A 19,556-nucleotide genomic window follows, 5' to 3' on the forward strand; every position below is an offset into this window, starting at 1 on the left:
CAGTTCATGCCAGGCTGTATCGCAGCTCATTCGCGCGATGCCCAGGTGGGGGGCTCATGCCGGTTACAGAAGGGCAACGGTAGAAAACCGTTCTACCGCACAACACCGCCGATCGATCGGCGGATCGTGCTCGACACCTCCTGGCTCGCGCGTTGCCGCCCGGTGGTGTCGCTAGAGCATGCATACGAACGCGACTGAGGGGGCGAGTATGATCGTTTCCATCCGAGAGCTTGCCTCGCGCCTTGGTTGACTTCGAGATCCGAAGGCCTCCCGGCATGACATCCTGCGGCGCCACGCGACTGCCGTGACGTGACAGGCCTGCATATTAGAGCCCTACGCCCCGATTTCGGTGGCGTGCTCTGCTACTGGAACGGTAACACTGTCACCATCATCCCTGAGCTGAACAATGACATTGCCAGAGGCGTCCAACGTCATGCGGCTCCCGCGCGGCACAACTAGTGTTGATGATTGCTCATCCAAAAGGGCCGGGCCTTCGATCGATCCTGCAATCCCGAGTTCCGATCGTCGAAGAACTGGGACTTTAACCCAAGCGCGAGTTGCATCATCATACACGGGTCGATAGCGAGATCCCTCCGAGCGAGGAGGGTCTTCCATCCGACCAAGTTTCGCGGGTTCTCGTACTTCTTTCAGGGTTACACGGATGTTCATAATCTCAAGATCAAGATCGGGTATGATATCGCCGAAGATACCTTTATAGGTCTGGATGAACGCAGCGCGAATAGTTTCACGTTCGCTCTCGCTGTAGGGTCCAACGGGCAGTCCTGTTACCAGCTCCGACCCTTGGCCCACAAAGCGAATGTCGGCGCGGCGCTCCATCTGAAGTGTACTGTGCGGAGATCTGGCCTGCGCAATCACGCGCCTTGTGTCGTCTTCCAGGCGCCTGAAGGCTGCTTCGAGTTTCTCGATTTCCATCGATCCCAGCAGGGCGCCAAGCGTTCTCGAGCGATCAACACGCGCGGGTGCAATCAACAAGCCGAGTGCCGACGCGACGCCAGCATTCGGCGGACAGATAACCTGTTTGATGCCGAGACGTCTGGCGACGTCACAACCGTGCATCGGGCCGCCACCGCCCGTCACGATGAGCTTGTACTTAGTTATATCGTGGCCTCGCTCAGCAACATGGACACGCGCGGCGGCTGCCATCGTCTCGTTAACAATGGCCTGAATGCCATTCGCCACTTTGATGAATGGCATCTCTATGGCGTGCCCGACGCCTGTGAGCGCCGCCTCTGCAGCTCCGCGGCGCAAAACCATAGTGCCACCGGCAAAGTTATCAACGTCAATCGCCCCCGAAACAACGTTTGCATCGGTAACCGTTGGCGCAGTTCCGCCGTTCGGGTAGCAGGCGGGGCCAGGTCGCGATCCCGCACTTTGCGGCCCCACCTTGAGCATTCCTAGCTCATCAACATGTGCGATGCTCCCGCCGCCCGCACCGATTTCGATAAGCTCAACAGTCGAGATGTTCACCGGCAATCCGCTTCCTGGGGCGAACCGCTTCTGGCGAGCCGCTTCAAACTGATACGCGATCAGGGGCTCGCCGTTCTCAATCACGCCAAGCTTTGCAGTTGTCCCGCCCATGTCGAAGGCAAGCACATTGTCAAATCCGGAGCGTTTGCCGAAATACGCGGCCACCAATGTGCCAGCAGCCGGCCCCGACTCCAACAGTTCGATCGGCGTACGGCGCGCTTCCTCGATATGCGTCAATCCGCCGTTTGAGAGCATCATGAAAAGTGCTCCTGGTATTCCAAAGGCCTTTAGCTGCACCTCGAGTTCACGCAAATATTTGTCTGCAATGGGCTTGATATACGCGTTCGCGGCGGTCGTTGACGTTCGTTCGTACTCCCGGATTTGTGGGCAGACCTCGGACGAGATCGACAGTTGGACTTGTGGGAAATGCCGCTCGATTAGGCTCTTGGCTCGCAGTTCATTTGTCCCATTGGCATATGAATGCAAGAATGAAACTGCCAGCGAAGTGACGCCCCTGTCGAGCAGCCGGCGTGTTTTTATTAGAAGTTCGTCTTCGTTGAGTGGATGCTGGATGTGCCCGTTGAACAAGGTGCGTTCATTAACTTCAACGCGATCATCCTGCTCAATCAATGGTTTTGGCAATTTCAGAAATAGATCATACAGATCGTATTTAAACTCCCGCTGTAAGTCGAGCGTATCCCTAAAGCCGCTCGTTGTGATCAATCCGGTCCTTGCGCCACGACGCTCGATGAGAGCGTTAGTGAACAACGTTGTCGCATGGACCACGCGACCAATCTGATCGGGATCGGTGCCGCTGGCGTTAACGACCTGCTTTACGCCGGCGAGGGCTCCAATTGTTGGATCATGGGGCGTCGTCAGCTCCTTGTGTGCGACAACGCGACCATCATCAGTGCAATAGAGGACAATGTCGGTGAACGTGCCGCCAATATCGATACCAAGCGAGTACATATCGGATCTAACCCTTCTTATACAAAATCTTTGGCGCCATCGGCTTCGGCCAGCGCTTCCTGAGCGCGGATCGGAACACCAAATCCGCCAGCGCCAGGTGTGCGCAGCAGAACGCGGGCACCAAAGTCGATAGTGTGTTGTATCTTGGGATCAACCCGAACGGTGTTGATCTGGATCTCACCGGCAGCGCCGGGATCGCCGCCTGCTAAGCCATTCGCCACAGCTTCTGGCTTAGTTCGTTCAGCCATAAAGGAAATTATGGTAGGCCCTTTATTTAGATTCTCGAAGAGAAACTCCTGCCCAGCCCCCCCTGTGAACCGACCGCTGCCCGCTGTCCGCGATCGGATTCGGCGGTGGCAAATTCTGATCGGCGCGGTTCGTTCCAGCACCTCGACGGGCGTGGAGGAAATGTTGCTCGGCCAAGACAACACGCTTGCGCCGTCCGAGGCCGCGCTGGCCCCATAGCCTCCGTTCAGGAAGAATAAGTTAGCGAAAGTCTTTCCATCCTCTTTGACGCCGGCCAGGTTTACGCACCAGAGAGGTGAGCCGACGTCGGAGATGACTCTCTCCGGCACGACTTGTGACAGCGCACGCAAGACCATCGCCGGCAGGAAATGTCCGATAAGTGCGCGTGCCCCGCCCGCTGCGGGCGGCTTTGAATTAAGAATTGAGCCAAGAGGTGCATGAATATTGAGCGGTTCCAACGCACCGTCATTGTTTGGCGTGTCGGGCGTAAGAACGGCTTTGATTCCATAGGCAGTGTATGCCGTCGTATAAGCAGCGCAGACGTTGATGGAGCGCTGCACTTGAGGATCTGTACCTCGGTAATCAACCTCGATTTCATCACCATGAACTTTAAGCGCCATCCGCAACACGATGCTATTTTCAAATCCATCGCTGACGGCGGTGGCATGATAGACGCCATCCGGTATTGCGGAAATCGCACGCCGCATCGCGGCTTCCGTCCGACCGCGGATCTGTTGAGACACTTCGGAGAATGAACGGAGCTCCCACTCCTTTAGCAAAGAAATGAGGCGCACCTCCATCAGATGCAGTGCAGAAAACTGCGCATAAAGGTCGCCTACCGTCTGATCTGGCGTACGAACGTTCTGGCGAAGCAGGCTTTCAAATGTGCGGTTCATTCGACCCGCCTCAACCACCTTCATCATTGGGATTTGGAATCCCTCCTCGTACACCTCGCGTGCATCGGCAGAACGGATGCGTCCACCAATGTCAGGAGCGTGCGTGACCGACCCAGCGAACGCAACAATATTGCCATTCAAGAAAATGGGCTTGGCTACCGTGATATCGGGCAGATGGCCGGTGCCAAGCCAGACATCGTTGGTGATCAGGATATCGCCCTCGGAGAGGGTCTCATGTGGAAACTGTTTGAGAAAGCCACGAACCGTCCGCGGAACGGTACCGATAAAGGATGGAATGCTGTTAGCGGGTTGCGCTAACGAGCGTCCTTCGGCATCCATGAGAACGCACGCAAAATCATTAGACTCGCGAACGACGGATGAGAAGGAGGTACGCAGCAGCGTCGTAGCGGCCTCTTCAGTCAGAGAAATCAGCCTTCGCCAAATCAATTCAAGCTGGATTGCATCAAGCACGTGTCAGTCTCCTTGGAGCGCCCGCGGCCTTGCCCTACGGTCTTGCACTCGCCCACGAAGCGCTGCGCGACAGTCGCACCAGCTCGGGCATTCTGCGGGACATTAAGTCAGGCTAAACGCGTCAGCCAATTCTTCTTGCTGCACGCTCTATACGCGGGTGATATAGCATTGGGATTGTTTGGCGGGCACGTCGGCCCGCGAGAGTTGCCTAGCTCGATCCGAAATCCCGCTAGGGGGCTTACTCCGTGCAGTCGCCGCACTTCACGACATGGGGGTCGTTGTGCAGGAACGTTTCCTTCAAGCTACGCGTGAAACGCTGCGACAGCGATGACTTCACAAGATGTCCCGGAAAGATTGCGAACATCTTAACCGAGATTCTCGGCGAAATACGAACAAATCGAACGTTATCGGAAATAAGCGGTTTGATGTAGGGACTTACGACGCCGATGCCAAGGTCGGCGGCGGCGAGCGAACAGAGGATCGCCGAATAGGTGACCTCGATCTCGGACGAGGGTTTCACGCCGTGCTGCGCGAGTGTCTGACGCCACAAATCACTTAGATCGTCTCCACGATTGAGAGTGAGCAGCGTTGCCTCTTGAAAATCAGAGACCGCAACCTCCTTCTTCGAAGCAAGCGGGCTGTTTGCGCAGACCGCACATAGGGCCTCAGATTCGTCACACACCTCGATTTCGAACTCTCCTGTTCGGAAATGAGCTCCGCTCGTCGTCAGGCCAACATCATAAATGCCATTGAGGAGCCCGTCTCTGATCTGCAGCGACCCTCCCGTCTGAAGGTTGATGCTCACACCGGGGCTAGACTGCCGGAATGCCTTCATGATCGTTGGAATAACGCCCATAGCCAGGGACGGAGTGGCAGCGATGCGCAATAGGCCGGTGCCGGATGACCTGATACTTTCAGCGGCTTGCTGTATCGTTTCCAAGCCAAGATAGTGCTTTTGGACGATTTCAAAGAGCATTTTGGCTTCAGGGGTTGGAACCAAACGGCCCCGTCGATAATCGAACAGTCGAAATTTCACAGCGTCTTGCGCTTGCGCCAACAGCCGGCTCACCGACGGTTGCGTTGTATTTAGAATTTCGGCTGCGGCAAGCGTTGTCCCACATTGCATCATAGCCCGAAACGCATCGATCTCGCGGGAACTGAGCGCTCTAGCCATATGCCGCCCAAACAAATTTACATTTTAGATGCATAAGCCCGATTCGAATAAATCAAATGGTATTCTCGGCCATGCGTCAAGTCGTTCGACGGATGAACTTCAGCTCCCACAATAAGAAAGGCCGCGGCGCTTTGTTGCACCGCGGCCCTTTTGTATGCGCATTGAAAGGCTCGACAAAGGCGGCGCGCCACGAGATCTCTTATGGAACGCCTGTAGCTGGACGTTTCGTATTGACGTTTTTGGGATAGCGTAACCCGAGGTTTTCGCGAAGTGTCTTGCCGCGGTAGCTTTTGCGCATAAGTCCGCGTTCCTGGAGCACGGGGACTACCATCGACACAAAATCTTCCAGGCAGGTCGGCATGTAAGGGAACGTTATCATAAACCCATCTCCAGCTTCATTGTCGATCCAACGTTCCATCTCGTCGGCGATCTGGCTTGGAGTGCCACAGAAAATCTCGAATCCGCGTTCGTAGCGCTGTGCAATCTCCCTTAGCGTGAATTTACGCGATCGGATCATGTCCGCAAGTATATTGAAATAACCCTGATGAAGGTTTGAGGAAGTCGGGATCATCTGTTCGGGAACGAGTTCGTCCAGTGGCAGCTTCGACAGGTCGACTTCAAGGTCCGTACTGACATACGCGACCTTGGCTTCAATCGGCATCACACTGTTTAGTAGGCGAAGCTTTTCCTTCGCTTCTGCTTCGGTTGAACCGACCATCGCGCGGAAGCCGGCGAGTACCTTAAGTTCGGAAGGATCACGGCGGTACTTCGCCATCCTGCTTTTGATATCCTTGTAGAGGGACGCAGCCTCCTCAAGAGTTGCGCCCGTTCCGAAGACGACCTCAGCGGTTTCTGCGGCAAATTCCCTACCCACCGAGGACGCGCCCGCCTGGATAATGACGGGTTGCCCCTGCGGAGCACGTGCAATATTGAGTCCGCCTTGTACCTTGAAATGTTTCCCTTCGTATCGAACGTGGTGAAATCGGTTCGGATCGAAGTTCATAGCTCTTGCCTTGTCGAAGATGAAGGCATCATCGTCCCAAGTATCCCAGTAAGCTCGGACCACCTCCAGGGCTTCTCTGGCTCTGGCATAGCGCTCGTCGTGTGGCGGCATCGTCTTATAGCCATAGTTGCGGCATGAATACTGGTTTGCAGTCGTCACAACGTTCCACGCTGCTCGCCCTCCCGAAAGGTGATCGAGCGATGCGAATTGCCGGGCGATATTAAACGGCTCAGTGAAGCTCGCAGATACCGTGGCGCCGAGGCCAAGCTCTTCTGTGCTCGCAGCTAGCGCAGAGAGAAGCGTCAAGGGCTCAAGTACGTTTTGCCCGCGTGGCCATTGCGCCATTGCGTGGAGATTGTCGACATCAACGCCCGGACTGTCCGCTAGAAACATCAGATCGAAGCGGCCTGCTTCACATAGCTTTGCGAGCTCTGTGTAGTACTGAAGACTCAACGCCTTCTTTGGATCCGTATCTGGATGGCGCCACGCGGCACTTGCGCTACCGGCTGCATGTATGAGTGCGGCGAAAGCGATTTCCTTTGCCATTTCGTTCCTCAATTCCTCTCTGGTCGTATGTAGAGATGCTGCGTGTTAATCGAGCACCGCCGAAATGAACTCTTTGGTCCTTGCGCCCTTGGGGTGCATAAGAACCTCTCGGGCAGTGCCTTCTTCTGCGATTTGGCCTTGTTCCATAAAGATCACGCGATCTGCGACCTCGCTCGCAAATCCAAGTTCGTGCGTAACGACCACCATAGTCATGCCGGTGCGTGCCAATTCCTTCATCGCCGCGAGGACTTCGGCAACGAGTTCAGGATCGAGTGCAGATGTCGGCTCGTCGAAGAGCATAAGGCGCGGGTGCATAGCCATAGCCCGCGCGATGGCCACACGTTGTTGCTGGCCGCCAGACAGGCTGGAAGGGTACGCGTTACGCTTCTCGGATAAGCCTACGCGTGCTAGGAGGGCTTCCGCCTCACAAACGACGTCAGCCTTATTGCGCTTTAAGACACGCACGGGTCCCTCAATGACATTGTCAAGAGCAGTCATATGGGGAAAGAGATTAAATCGTTGAAACACCATCGCGGTCTTCGTCCGCTGGCGGGCGAGTTCCGCACCGCCTAGTGGCCGCAATTGCGACCCCACTTGGCGATAGCCCACGATTTCGTCGTCTATCCAGATATGTCCTGAGTCGACGGAAACCAGTTGATTAATACATCTCAAGAGCGTCGTTTTGCCTGAGCCTGATGAGCCGATCAAACACACTACTTCATTGGGCATGACGTCGAGGGAGACGCCGTCCAGAACTTGTAGATTTCCATACCGCTTCTTAACTCTTCTCATTGAGAGCAAAGGCTTGGTCATCGGACCCTCACGACAGATGTTCCCCGCGCGAACCGCCATTCGAGCAGCAACTGAAGCGGCGTGAGAATGGAGACAGCGAGGAGATACCAAGCGCCTGCTACGATCAGTAGCTCAATCACGCGCTGATTGACGAAGTACACGTTCTGTGCGCTGTAAAGTAAATCGGTGTACTGGATCACGCTGGCGAGTGACGTCATTTTTACCATTCCAATAAACTCGTTACCAATCGGCGGAACTATCACGCGCATTGCTTGAGGTAGGACGATTCTCCAGAGCGCGTGTAGACGGGTCATGCCAATCGACTGTGCCGCTTCGTGCTGGCCCGCATCAACCGAGAGGATTCCGGCGCGAATGACCTCCGAGGTATAGGCACCCTGATTGATGCCAAGGCCAAGCAGCGCGGCCCAAAAGGGCGTGATGACATCGACAGTCGGGGCCGTCCACAGACCGGGAATGCCGATGACTGGGATGATTAAGGCTAGATTATACCAAATCAGAAGCTGGAGGATTACCGGCGTCCCGCGAAAGAACCATTGGTAGCCAAATGCGACGATGACTAGGAGCGGATTATCCGACATTCGCATAATCGAGATAGCCAAGCCGAGCGCGACACCGACAATCATCGCCAGCACGGACAAGATCATCGTATGCCAGAAGCCCGCGAGAATTGTAGGCGCCGCTAAGTATTTGGCAACAACGTTCCATTCGATCTGCGCGTTAGCGAAGGCCCTTACAATAAGGACCAACAGACCAAGAACTAGTACGCCCATTATCCAGCGGCCGACGTAACGCGGCGGCACGATCTCGACCAACGACAGATCGGGCCGTGAAAAGAGAGTGGAGGAACCGCTGCTCGATCGTACAGGCTTGTTTGACACCGCGCTCATTTTCGCGGTTCCGAATTTAGATATACTTCCGAAATAGCGAGTTTGCTCAACTGATATCTAGCCAGGATCTTTGCATAAGTGCCGTCCTTAATCATCGCATCCAGAGCGTCGGCGATCGCGTCACGCAGCGCGACATCGCCCTTACGCACACCAATTGCCTTGAATTCTGGCGCGAAGGGCTCGCCGATCGTCTTGTAAAGGCCTTTGGACTCCGCAATCATGTAAGGAACCTCGACGAAGCCCTGCAGTGCTGCATCAATTCGGCCTTGCGTTAGCTGCAGCCGCGTATCTGGCGTTGATTCGGTGCCAATCAACTTCACAGCCGGCATTCCCTTCTGAACGCAGTCCGACTCGCTCTTTGCAAGCATCACTTTGTACCAAACAGTGGACCGAATGGCGCCGGCCCGCTTACCGCAAAGATCGGACAACTCCTTTAGCTGAGAATTGGAAAGTGCGTAGACCTGATAGAAATCCCTGAAGTAATCGACCATCTCCATAATGGAATGACGTTCAGGGAGGTCGCTAAGTCCACCCATGATGATATCGATCCGACCGGTCTGCAGTGACGGGATGTACTGCGCAAATAGCATTTCATTGAATTCGGCCTTGACGCCCAAACGTGCTGCGATTTCCCGGCCAATATCTACATTCATCCCTCTGAATTCGCCCGTCTCCGGATCCTTGAACTGCAGCGGTGGCAATGCATTGCTGAGACCCATGCGCAGGACTCCCGCCGTTTTGACTGCGTCGGGCACCTGGATCTCTGCTGCACTCACTACCCTCCAGGAGGCAATGGAAAGCCCTACAATTGCTGATAGGGCAACAACTTTCGCGATTTGACTGGTGAACCCGTTTACTCGCCACGGTCCCATCTATTTCTCCTCCCTATTGGTAGCCCTTGCCTTCAGGGGCACGTGTTTCACTCGGCCGCGTGCTGTTGAGGGTAGGAAATTAGACCTCAATGACGCGGCACCGACGTCTTCCATTGGCCAGCACGGCAAACCGCGAAGCGTGCTTGGGCTCGACACGGGAAGCTGGGCGGCAGTTTCGCAACTCGTAAAGTGTTGCTTTCCTGCCGCCACAGCTCGACGGTGCTAATTAGCAACGCTAAGGGGCGGGCTATTTTGGATCAAATTCATTCTATCAAGGTCAGTATGCATCCAAGGCATAGGCCGACCCTCAGCACAAAAAATGGCCCATGCTAGGACAAAACGCGCCATCCATTGATTGTGCGTTGCGGGGCCTCGCGAACCGCTGAGCGGCAGTCTCGATGGCGGTCTCCATTATTAGAGCTCCGGAGCGGGAAAGGGAGGTGCTCTTTCCGTGACACCTGCGCGATGGCAACGGCATGGGCGATGTCCTCGGAGTTGAAGTGTATCGAACGCACTTAAAGATGCTTGTCGCCACACGACCGGGCGAGATCTCGGTGACGCGAGCGCGAGATCAGTAAAGAACGGGGCTCAGCCCGCGAACGCGCAATACGCTGGCCTTGGTGGCATGATGGCTAGGGATGAAGAAAGCCAGGGCGTTCTGGAAAGGCGTAGTGGCCAGCGACCGACCAGACGTCAACCACGTAGCGGCGCGCATCGGCATTCTTGTCACGATCAGCCGTTTCACGTGCAGTGCCGCGCGCAGATTGACGTCGAGCAGCGCGTGGATTTCGTCAGACGCAAGGTCTAGGATGTTGCTACGCTGCGACTGACCGGCCTTGTTGACGAGAACGTCGAATGTGGTCGTACGCGCTAGCGCTCCAGGACGTCGAGATCGTTAATCTCGCGCCGACAGCCTCCGCATCCGGCTTGGCCGACAGCCTGGCCAGCGGCCGAACCTCGCGCTAGCGAGTAAATTAGAAGCCCTGAGGGCGGAAGCGGCGCCGAACCGTCGCAGCCCTGACTAACTCTACGCCGCCGGGAGAGCGAAGGAGAATATTGCCCCTCCCTCTGGTGCGTTGACAACAGTCAGTTCGGCACCATGTTCGCGCACGATTCCGTAGCTGATCCAAAGGCCGAGCCCGGTGCCCTCTCCAACGCGCTTGGTCGTAAAGAACGGCTCAAATATGCGACCTATGTTGTGCTGTTCGATCCCGGGCCCGTTATCGGACAAACGAATCAGGATCTCGTTCTGATTGCGGCGAGCCGATATCTTTAGCCGTGGCTCCTGAGTGCCGCGCGTCGCGTCAATTGCGTTTTCGACGAGATTTACGATAACCTGGTGGAGCTGCCCTTCATTCCCGCAAGTCCAAAGATCCGCCTCGATGTCCATGTGAATGTCGAGGCGAACCTGCTTCGTGCGGACTGCCCAGAGCACGGCGGTGTTGATCAGAGGCTCGATGTTGACGCGATCAAACTCCCCGAGCTTGCTGAGGGAAAGCCGGCGTAAGTTTTTTACAATTTCGCTAATGCGCACGGCGCCTTCCATTGTCCCGTCCAGGAGCGGGCCGAGATCCTCTAGAATGGCGTCAATGCGGAGGCTTTTCTTCAAGGCTGCAGCTTCGGAGCTTATCGATGTGCCGTGGACGGCATCAAGGTAGGATGTCAGCGCCGTGCGATAGCGCATCAAGGTGTGCACGTTTCCATAGACGAAGCTGATGGGATTATTAAGTTCGTGAGCGACACCGGCCACCAGTCGGCCGAGACTTGCCATTTTCTCCTGTTCTACCAATTGACGCTGCACTCGCTGTAGCTCCTGATGAGCCGTGTGCAATGCTTCATAGGCTCGGCGAAGCTCGCCGATAGGCCTTCCAGTCAGAACCACGCCAATGAAGCGGCCCCGATGGTCGTGTCGGGGCGAGCTGTTGATTGCGAACAGGTCTGAGCTGCCGCCTTCGGTCAAGAAACGGAGTTCGCCATCCACAACCTCGGACGGGCTCCGAGGCTTGAGGAGCGACATGAGCTTGGCGCCATCGGCAGCGTCAATGATGTCTGCCATCCTCCAGCCGACGATTTCGTCATTGGCGCGGTCAAGCGTGCGCTGTAAAGCGGAATTGACTTGCTGGATCTGGCCTTTCGCGTCGCAAACGATGAGGATATCAGAGACAGATTCGATGACGTTGGTGACAAATGCTTGAGCTTCCTCGAGCTCGGCATTCTTGTGTTCCAGATCGACCTCATAACGCAATAGGTCGGAATAAACCTCATCCATCTTGCGGATGACTTCGATCCAAGCGCCCTCACGCTCGTGGTCGAACTCGATAGCACCGCGATCGCTGATCAACTTGAGCAGCGAGTCGGATCCGTCAGGAGAATGCGTCGCCTTTGCCATTTTTTCTCAAATCATACCTGGACAGCTTGTTCCGCAGGCCTACCCGGGACAGGCCGAGCTCGCTGGCAACCCGGCTGATATTGCCCTCATACTTCTCCAGGGAGTTGATGATAACCGACTTCTCCAGATCCTCCACCCTGTCCTTCAGGCTCGCTGCGCCGTTCAGGTTCTGTATGACCCCCGTGGCGGTCCGCCTGCCGTTGCGCCGGCCGAGCAGCGTGGGAGCCTGCAATTCGTCCGAGTCAGCCAGCACGGCCATACGCTGGATCTCGTTCTGCAGTTCGCGCACGTTCCCTGGCCAAAGGTATTTGACGAAGCCCTCAAGAGCAGCGGAGGCAAAGCGCAGACCTGGCCGGTTGAAGGAAGTCTTGACTTGAGACAGTACTCCTTCTGCGATCAAGGGTATATCCATCGGCCGCTCCCAAAGCGCCGGCATGTGAACCGGGAACGCCGCCAGCCGGTAATAGAGATCACGGCGGAAGCGGCCCGCCTCCACCTCGGCCTCAAGATCCCGATTGGTGGCTGCCACCACACGGACGTCGACTTTCCTTACACGTTGCGCGCCCAGCGGACGGATCTCGCTCTCCTGCAGCACGCGGAGCAGCTTCACCTGAAACGCCGGCGAGGTCTCTCCGATTTCATCAAGGAAGATGGTACCGCCATCGGCAACTTCGAACAGACCGATGCGATCCTGGTAGGCGCCTGTGAAAGCGCCCTTCTTACACCCGAACAACTCGCTTTCGAGGAGCTCGTCAGGCAGCGCCCCACAGTTCTCAACGACGAAAGCCTTACCGGCTCGGGCTGAGCCGTAGTGGATCGCGCGTGCCAGCAGCTCTTTGCCGGTTCCGGATTCGCCCGTGATCAGCACGGAGATGTCGTATTCGGCCGCCCGCCGGCCGAGTTCAATGACCGCATGCATCGGGCTGTCCGGGGCGTGCACAATTCGGTTGAAGTCATAGAGATGCTTAGCTGCGCCGCGCTTGACCGAAACGACCCTCTTGATGTGCTCGGGCGTTGCTTTGACGTCGACCCCTGCGGTCTCTGTCTCCTTCTGAAGCCGATAGAGCTGGACCGCCTCCTTGACAATGTCGATCAGCCGGTCCGGCTGCCAGGGCTTCGTGATGTATTGATAGATGCCCGCCTCATTGAGCCCTGCGATGATGTCGTCCGATTCCGAATAGCCGGAGATGATCATGCGAACCGGATCGGGCCAGAGCTCGCGCACCCGCTTGAGGAAACTGACGCCGGATTCGTGCGGCATGCGCTGATCGCAGATGATGGCGTGGACGATCTCCCCTTCGAGCAGCTTTTCAGCGTCTGCTGCGCTGCCGGCGCAGAGTACCTCAAAATCCTCGTTGAGGACGCGGCGTAGCGCCTCCTGTGACCTGACCTCGTCGTCGACTACCAAAATAGTACCCTGGAAGCTCATATGCGCACCGCCATGCGGGTAGATTTGTCGAGCGCGCGAGGCGACCTATGGGGTGCGATTGTGAGTGGCGTGCGCGACTTCGGCACCTTGTGAATGAAGTTGTAGCGGGCGACGTGGTAACTCGGATCGAATCCGTAGAAATTAAGCCGCATCCGCCGCAGCTCCTCGTCGCGATAGGCCTGCAAGGGCTTGTGGGCTTCGTCCGCTGCGCGACGTCGCTGCTTGTCAGCAAGACGCGTCGCAAAGCGTTCATCCGCCGCCATGCTCGCGGCAAGGCTCATGAGGCGGCCCTCCGCCAGCTCCCCGCCCGACAGAGCACGATCGATGATGCCAAGGCGCCCCGCCTCTGCCACGCCCATCGGCAGGCGGCATTGCGTGATCCGGGTGGCGTTCGCTGCACCCGCGCGGCGCGGCAGCAGATAAGTCCAGTATTCCGAGCCGAAGAGATTGCCTATGTCCTTATAATGTGGATTCAGGACGACCTGATCGCTCGCCCAGACCTCGTCGGCAGCGAGACTTAAAAATACCCCTCCCGCCCCGGCGTTGCCGCGAATGACGGAAACGACGAGCCGATCGGTGGTCTCGATGACAGTGTGCGCAAGATCGTCGATCGCATTGATGTTGCGCCAAGACTCGTCCGCAGCGCTGTCAGCCGCCTCGATCTCGGCGAGGTGAATGCCGTTGGACCAGTAATCACGTCCACCGGTCAGGAGAAGCACCTTGGTTGGGCGGGCCAGCGCAGCTCGGTAGGCGTTCAACAACGCTTCGCAGTCAGAGGTCGCCATGGCGCCATTGTAAAAGGAAAACTGCAACTCGCCGACCTCGCCCTGCTCGCGATATCGTATGGGCGCATAGCCGCAATCGGGTCGGTACGGCAGGCGCATCGCCTGCTCCGCAAAGACCTTTGCTGCGGATCGTTTCAGGCTTTTCGGTACAAGCTGCCGCACATGGCCGATCCAGACGGCACCATCGACCGTGGCCCGGGCCAAGGCTCCATCGCAATGCGCCACAATGGTTCCGGGCACACCGGAGATGCCGCGCGCCTCGTGGGCGTCGAACAGCCTGACATCTTTGAAGAACAAGCTGTCGACCAAGCCCGGCATTCCGTCTGCACTGTGGATCTTGCGCAGGACGGTCTCGCTCGTGTCGTGCTGCCAATCGATCATCCGGTCGGCCTGCCGGCAGGGCCCGCGCACCCGAATGCGGGGATCATCGGCAGGCATCGGCGACGGTGTCGGCTGTCCGGCTTCGATTGCTGCAATGGCTTCGAGCACCGCCGCGACCGCGCACGTCGTGACCTCGTTGCGGTAGATGCTGGATTTAGCCGCGCACCGCATCGGGAAGGTTCTGAAAGCCCAGATCGGACCAGCGTCGAACCCGCCGTCGGCCTGAAGCACAGTCACGCCCCAATTGGAAACACCTTCCAGAATCGCCCAGTCGAGCGCCGCCGGACCGCGGTCGCCGGGCGGACCGGGATGGACGATCAGGCAGCGCACGCTACGCCAGACATCTTCGGGGATTGCGCGCTTGAGGAACGGCGCGATCACCAGATCTGGCTGATACAGCGCCACGCTTTCGCGCGTAACGTCGGGGTGGATATCCAGCTCGACCGAGACCTCGTGGCCGCCCTCCCTGAGCTCGACGTGGAGCCGTTGCGTCAGGCTGTTGAAGGAGTGCGTGAGAAGCAGGATGCGCATGACCGGCCTCAGCAGATCCTCGGCAGTTGTTCGCCCGACAGCCAGTCGACGATCCGGCCACCGCCAAAGCTCGTCGCCATCTGCACGAAATGGTGATCGTCGGCCACGGCCTCGCCGATGTCGGCCGCATCACAGCCGAGCGGATGCGCGCGCATCGTCGCGAGCACGGCAGCGGCCGCCTCCGGGGCCACAATTGCAACCAGCTTGCCTTCGTTGGCCACATAGAGCGGGTCGAGGCCCAGCAGTTCGCAGGCCGCGGCCACGCCCGGCTTCACTGGGATCGCCTCCTCCTGCACACGGAAGCCGAGGCCAGACTGCTGGGCGATCTCGTTGAGCGCGGCGGCTAGCCCGCCGCGGGTCGGATCGCGCATCAGGCGGATGCCCTCTCCGCCTGCGGTGACCATCTTTGCCACGAGATCATGCAGCGAGGCTGAGTCCGAGACGATCTCGGTCTCGAAGGCGAGGTTCTGCCGCTTCGACATGATAGCGACGCCGTGGTCCCCGAGCGTGCCGGAGATCAGGACGCGATCGCCGACGCGAGCCTTCTCGGCGGATAGATCGAGGCCATCGGGTACGACGCCGACGCCGGCGGTCGAGATGAAGAGGCCGTCGGCCTTGCCGCGCTCGACCACCTTGGTATCGCCCGTGATGATATGGACGCCGGCCGCGCGCGCCGCCTCGCCCATAGATTCCGCGATCATCTTCAGGTCGGAGAAGCGAAAGCCCTCCTCGATGATGAAGCTCGCCGAGAGGTAGAGCGGCCGCGCGCCGGCCATGGCGATGTCGTTGACCGTGCCGTGCACGGCGAGCGAGCCGATATTGCCGCCCGGGAAGAATAGCGGCGAGACCACGTAACCGTCGGTCGTCATGACCATGCGTCCGGCTGCGACATCGAAGGCCGACTGGTCATTGCCGCGCGCCAGCCATTCGTTGCCGAAGGCCGAGTGGAAAAGACCCGAGATCAGCTGTGCCATCGCGCGGCCGCCAGAGCCGTGGGACAGGTCTACGCAGCCGTTCTTGATGTCGAGCTTGCGTTGATGGGCCTTCATGATGCCCGCCTCTGCTGATGGTCGCGGAAGCGGCCATAGGTCCAGTGCGCAGCGCAGGCGCCCTCGGACGAGACCATGCAAGACCCTATCGGCGTTTCCGGCGTGCAGACCGTGCCGAACAGCTTGCAATCGACCGGTTTCTTCACGCCGCGCAGGATGGCGCCGCATTCACAGGCCGGATTGTCGGCAACGCGGAGCTCCTTCATGTCGAAGCGCGCTTCGGCATCGTATTTCGCGAAAGCGCGCTTCAGCTTCAGGCCGCTATAGGGTACCTGCCCGAGCCCGCGCCATTCGAACTGGTCGCGCAGCTCGAAAATGTCGGAGACCTCCTCCTTGGCGCGCAGATTGCCGTCACGCTTTACAGCGCGGCTGTACTGGTTCTCGACCTCGTGCCGGTTCTCATTGACCTGCCGCACCAGCATCAGGATCGCCTGCATCATGTCGAGAGGCTCGAAGCCCGAGATCACGACCGGCTTGCCGAATTCTTCCGCGAAGAACTCGTAAGGAGCCGTCCCGATAATAGTCGAGACATGCGCAGGTCCGACAAAGCCGTCGATCTCGACCCGGCCGATGTTGCGAATATCCGGGCTCTCCAAGATGTTCTGCATCGCCGGCGGCGTCAGCACGTGGTTGCAGAAGACGCTGAAATTGGCGAGCTGCTTCTTTTCGGCCAAACGGATCATGACCGCAGTGGGCGGCGTCGTCGTTTCGAAGCCGATGGCGAAGAATACGATCTGGCGCTGCGGATTCTCCTCGGCGATCCTGAGCGCATCGATGGTGGAATAGACCATGCGGATGTCGGCGCCTTTCGCCTTTGCCTTCAGCAACGAGGCGCCTTGCGAGCCCGGCACGCGCATCAGATCGCCATAGACGCAGAAGATGATTTCGGGCCGTTCGGCCAGTCGGATCGCCATGTCGATGCGCCCCGCCGGCAGTACGCAAACCGGGCAACCCGGACCGTGGATCATCCGCACGTTTTTAGGCAGCATGTCCTCCAGGCCATAACGCGAGATCGCATGCGTGTGGCCGCCGCAGAATTCCATGAAGCGATAGGGGCGCTGCGGATCTGCTTCGGACTGGATCGCGTTCGCAAGCCCGAGCGCGATCTCCTTGTCGCGGAACTCGTCGGCATACTTCATGGCATGGCTCCCAGGGCCTCGGCGCTAAGCTCGTGCAGCAATTCCAGCGTCCGTTGCGCCTCTTCCGGATCGATTTTGGTAAGCGCGTAGCCGACATGGATGATCACGTAGTCGCCGATGGCGAGATCCTCGATGAGCGCGACGGAGATCTCCTTGCTGACGCCGTCGATGGACACAATGGCCATGTCGTCAGGCAGGAGCTTTGTCACCTCGGCGGGTATGGCAAGACACATCAGGCGGTTCCTTCTAAGCCTTGGTGTTCGAGAAGTTGCAGCCCCGCGATCCAGGCCTGACCCAGGCTTAGGCCGCCATCATTCGGCGGCAGTTGGCGCGGCAAGAGCGGGGTGAGCCCGGCAGCGATGCAACCGCGCGAAATCCCGGTGCTGAGGCGGGCGTTCAGGAAGCAGCCGCCGCTCAAGGCGACGGTCTCAAGTCCGGTCTCACGAGCCGCTTGGGAGATCCAATCGACGCAAGCGGCAGCGAAGGTGCCGTGAAACAGCCCGGCCCCGTCGGTGGGATCCGGCGCATCGACCACCAGACGGTCGAGCAATGGGAGCAGCGACAGCACGCCATTCTCGATCACCCAGCCGCCGGACACAACGCGCGGCTCGCGGACCCGCGCCTCTAGCTTCATGGCAGCCTCGCCTTCGTAGGTTTGTACGGTGCAGACCCCGAGCAGCCCTGCGGCCGCATCGAACAGCCGGCCGGCGCTGGTCGTCGTGGGCATACCGGGTTGTTCGAGCAGAGCCGATAGGCGCGCGGCCTGCGGCTGTGCCGCAAAGCGAGACGCAATCGCATCGCCGCGCCGAAGCGCGTGCAGCACGCTGGCGGCCATCCGCCACGGCTCGCGCGCGACCCGATCGCCGCCCGGCATCTTCAGCGGCGCCAGATGCCCGAGCCGCCGGAACCGCGCGCCTTCACAGGCAAGCAGTTCGCCCCCCCAATTGCCGCCGTCGCTGCCGTAGCCGAACCCGTCAAGCACTAAGGCAAGCACCGGACCTGCGATGCCATGCTCCGCCATCACCGAGGCCGCATGGGCGTGATGGTGCTGGACCGCGATCAGCCTGGTCCCGCGTGCCTCGGCGAAACGGGTCGATGCCATGTTCGGATGCAAGTCGTGGATCAGGGCGACAGGCTCGACGTCGAGGGTAGACAGCAGATGGTCCACAGTTTCCTCGAAGAATCGGATGCCTTCTGCGGTGTCGAGGTCGCCGATGTGCTGGGAGACAAAGGCCTCGTTGCCGCGCGTCACCGCCACCGTCGACTTCAGCGCTCCGCCGACGGCAAGCAGGGGCGCCACCGAGCGCGCAAGCCGGACAGGCTCCGGGACATAGCCTCGCGCACGCCGAATGAACTGGGGCCGTCCGGCGACCACCGCAGCCAAGGAATCATCGGCGCGGGTGACGATGTCGCGGTCATGCGTGACGATGAGATCGGCGATGCCGGCAAGTCGTTGCTCCGCTTCGCGATTATCGATCAGCAGCGGCTCGCCGCTGAGATTGGCGCTGGTCGCGACAATCGCCCAGCTCTCGCCGACCGGCGCATGCGCCGCATTCAGCGCATCGAAAATCAGGTGGTGAAGCGGTGCGACCGGCAGCATGATGCCGATGCGCGCCAGCTCCGGCGCGATTGACTGCACAAGGCGCCCGCGCGACGTCAGCAACACGATCGGCCGCGGCCGTGACTCGAGCAGCGCAAGTTCGACAGCGTCGGCCTCGGCGAACTCGGCGACTGCCTCCAGCGTACCGACCATGACGGCGAAGGGCTTCTGATCGCGCTGCTTGCGCAGGCGCAGTTGCCGCACGGCCGCATCATTGTGAGCATCGCAGATGAGCTGATAACCGCCGAGGCCCTTGATCGCGACAATCTTGCCGCCCGCGACGGCGGCGGCGATCTCGGCGATGCCATGGCTGAGCCGCGGCCCGCATCGCGGGCACGCAATCGCCTCGGTATGGAAGCGGCGACTGCCGGGGTCAGCATAATCAGCGGCACAGGCTGCGCACATCGCAAAGCGCTTCATTGCGGTGGCCGGACGATCATAGGGCAGCCGCTCGGCGATGGTGTAGCGCGGACCGCAATGCGTGCAGTTGATGAAGGGATAGCGGTGGAATCGGCTTGCCGGATCGAACAGCTCGCTCAGGCATTCCCGGCAAGTCGCGGCGTCCGCGACGATGCGCGTCGACACCCTACCCTGCTCGCTGGTGCGAATCGAGAACTCCTCGGTGGCGGCGGCGCCGATCGGCTGAACCGAGATCTCGTCGATCCTGGCAAGCGGCGGCTTTTCCAGTGGCAGCGCGGCGACGAAATCGGACGCCCGCTCGCCTTCGACTTCGATAAGAACGCCGTTCGGATCGTTGGCGACGAAGCCGCCGAGGCGATAGCGGGTGGCGAGACCATAGACGTAGGGACGAAAGCCGACGCCCTGCACGGCGCCACGCACATGCAGGCGCAGCCGCTGTCCGTCCCGCGCTGTGGCCTTGTCGCTCAT

The 19,556-nt window shown here is 59.1% G+C and carries 15 protein-coding genes and 1 pseudogene; 1 reads left to right on the top strand and 15 read right to left on the bottom strand.

Annotated elements, in window-relative coordinates; all coding sequences use genetic code 11:
* A partial coding sequence (locus QY049_RS21435) for a hypothetical protein (RefSeq protein WP_301269961.1) occupies nucleotides 1-198 on the top strand: 198 nt, incomplete at its 5' end.
* A gap of 135 nt (nucleotides 199-333) precedes the next feature.
* On the opposite strand, the gene QY049_RS21440 is transcribed toward QY049_RS21435, so the two are convergent.
* The 15 genes and pseudogenes from QY049_RS21440 to hypF form a co-directional block, all read right to left on the bottom strand.
* The gene (locus tag QY049_RS21440; protein ID WP_128929537.1) at nucleotides 334-2,457 is read right to left on the bottom strand and encodes a hydantoinase/oxoprolinase family protein; all 2,124 of its coding nucleotides are present in this window, start codon (nucleotides 2,455-2,457) and stop codon (nucleotides 334-336) included.
* Between the two features lie 17 nt (nucleotides 2,458-2,474).
* On the bottom strand, nucleotides 2,475-4,070 hold the full coding sequence (locus QY049_RS21445) for a hydantoinase B/oxoprolinase family protein (RefSeq protein WP_128929536.1): 1,596 nt from the start codon (nucleotides 4,068-4,070) through the stop codon (nucleotides 2,475-2,477).
* 238 nt (nucleotides 4,071-4,308) lie between these two features.
* A complete protein-coding gene (locus QY049_RS21450) occupies nucleotides 4,309-5,244 on the bottom strand; it encodes a LysR substrate-binding domain-containing protein (RefSeq protein ID WP_128929535.1) in 936 nt (311 codons plus the stop codon).
* Between the two features lie 199 nt (nucleotides 5,245-5,443).
* Nucleotides 5,444-6,793: an LLM class flavin-dependent oxidoreductase gene (locus QY049_RS21455; protein WP_128929534.1), complete on the bottom strand. Its 1,350-nt coding sequence runs from the start codon at nucleotides 6,791-6,793 to the stop codon at nucleotides 5,444-5,446.
* 45 nt (nucleotides 6,794-6,838) lie between these two features.
* Nucleotides 6,839-7,606: an amino acid ABC transporter ATP-binding protein gene (locus tag QY049_RS21460; RefSeq protein WP_128929533.1), complete on the bottom strand. Its 768-nt coding sequence runs from the start codon at nucleotides 7,604-7,606 to the stop codon at nucleotides 6,839-6,841.
* Nucleotides 7,603-8,493: an amino acid ABC transporter permease gene (locus tag QY049_RS21465; protein WP_128955168.1), complete on the bottom strand. Its 891-nt coding sequence runs from the start codon at nucleotides 8,491-8,493 to the stop codon at nucleotides 7,603-7,605. The genes QY049_RS21460 and QY049_RS21465 overlap by 4 nt, the downstream gene beginning before the upstream one ends.
* A complete protein-coding gene (locus tag QY049_RS21470) occupies nucleotides 8,490-9,365 on the bottom strand; it encodes an ABC transporter substrate-binding protein (RefSeq protein WP_128929531.1) in 876 nt (291 codons plus the stop codon). The genes QY049_RS21465 and QY049_RS21470 overlap by 4 nt, the downstream gene beginning before the upstream one ends.
* Before the next feature lie 571 nt (nucleotides 9,366-9,936).
* A pseudogene (locus tag QY049_RS39125) lies at nucleotides 9,937-10,227 on the bottom strand (hypothetical protein); the annotation flags it as partial.
* 165 nt (nucleotides 10,228-10,392) lie between these two features.
* Nucleotides 10,393-11,754 carry a sensor histidine kinase gene (locus tag QY049_RS21475; protein WP_128929530.1) on the bottom strand — a complete coding sequence of 454 codons (1,362 nt, stop codon included), beginning with the start codon at nucleotides 11,752-11,754 and terminating at the stop codon, nucleotides 10,393-10,395.
* Nucleotides 11,729-13,183, bottom strand: a complete 1,455-nt coding sequence (locus tag QY049_RS21480; RefSeq protein WP_128929529.1) for a sigma-54 dependent transcriptional regulator — start codon at nucleotides 13,181-13,183, stop codon at nucleotides 11,729-11,731. Before QY049_RS21480 ends, QY049_RS21475 begins: the two co-directional genes overlap by 26 nt.
* Nucleotides 13,180-14,880 carry a hydrogenase maturation protein gene (locus QY049_RS21485; RefSeq protein ID WP_128955167.1) on the bottom strand — a complete coding sequence of 567 codons (1,701 nt, stop codon included), beginning with the start codon at nucleotides 14,878-14,880 and terminating at the stop codon, nucleotides 13,180-13,182. Before QY049_RS21485 ends, QY049_RS21480 begins: the two co-directional genes overlap by 4 nt.
* Before the next feature lie 8 nt (nucleotides 14,881-14,888).
* Nucleotides 14,889-15,929: a hydrogenase expression/formation protein HypE gene (gene hypE, locus QY049_RS21490; RefSeq protein ID WP_128929527.1), complete on the bottom strand. Its 1,041-nt coding sequence runs from the start codon at nucleotides 15,927-15,929 to the stop codon at nucleotides 14,889-14,891.
* Nucleotides 15,926-17,068 carry a hydrogenase formation protein HypD gene (gene hypD / locus QY049_RS21495; RefSeq protein ID WP_128955166.1) on the bottom strand — a complete coding sequence of 381 codons (1,143 nt, stop codon included), beginning with the start codon at nucleotides 17,066-17,068 and terminating at the stop codon, nucleotides 15,926-15,928. The genes hypE and hypD overlap by 4 nt, the downstream gene beginning before the upstream one ends.
* Nucleotides 17,065-17,301, bottom strand: coding sequence for a HypC/HybG/HupF family hydrogenase formation chaperone (locus tag QY049_RS21500; protein WP_128929525.1), 237 nt, complete (start codon nucleotides 17,299-17,301; stop codon nucleotides 17,065-17,067). Before QY049_RS21500 ends, hypD begins: the two co-directional genes overlap by 4 nt.
* On the bottom strand, nucleotides 17,301-19,556 hold the full coding sequence (gene hypF, locus QY049_RS21505; protein ID WP_164933597.1) for a carbamoyltransferase HypF: 2,256 nt from the start codon (nucleotides 19,554-19,556) through the stop codon (nucleotides 17,301-17,303). The genes QY049_RS21500 and hypF overlap by 1 nt, the downstream gene beginning before the upstream one ends.

It is taken from the genome of Bradyrhizobium sp. WYCCWR 13022, assembly GCF_030435535.1.
Lineage (GTDB): Bacteria > Pseudomonadota > Alphaproteobacteria > Rhizobiales > Xanthobacteraceae > Bradyrhizobium.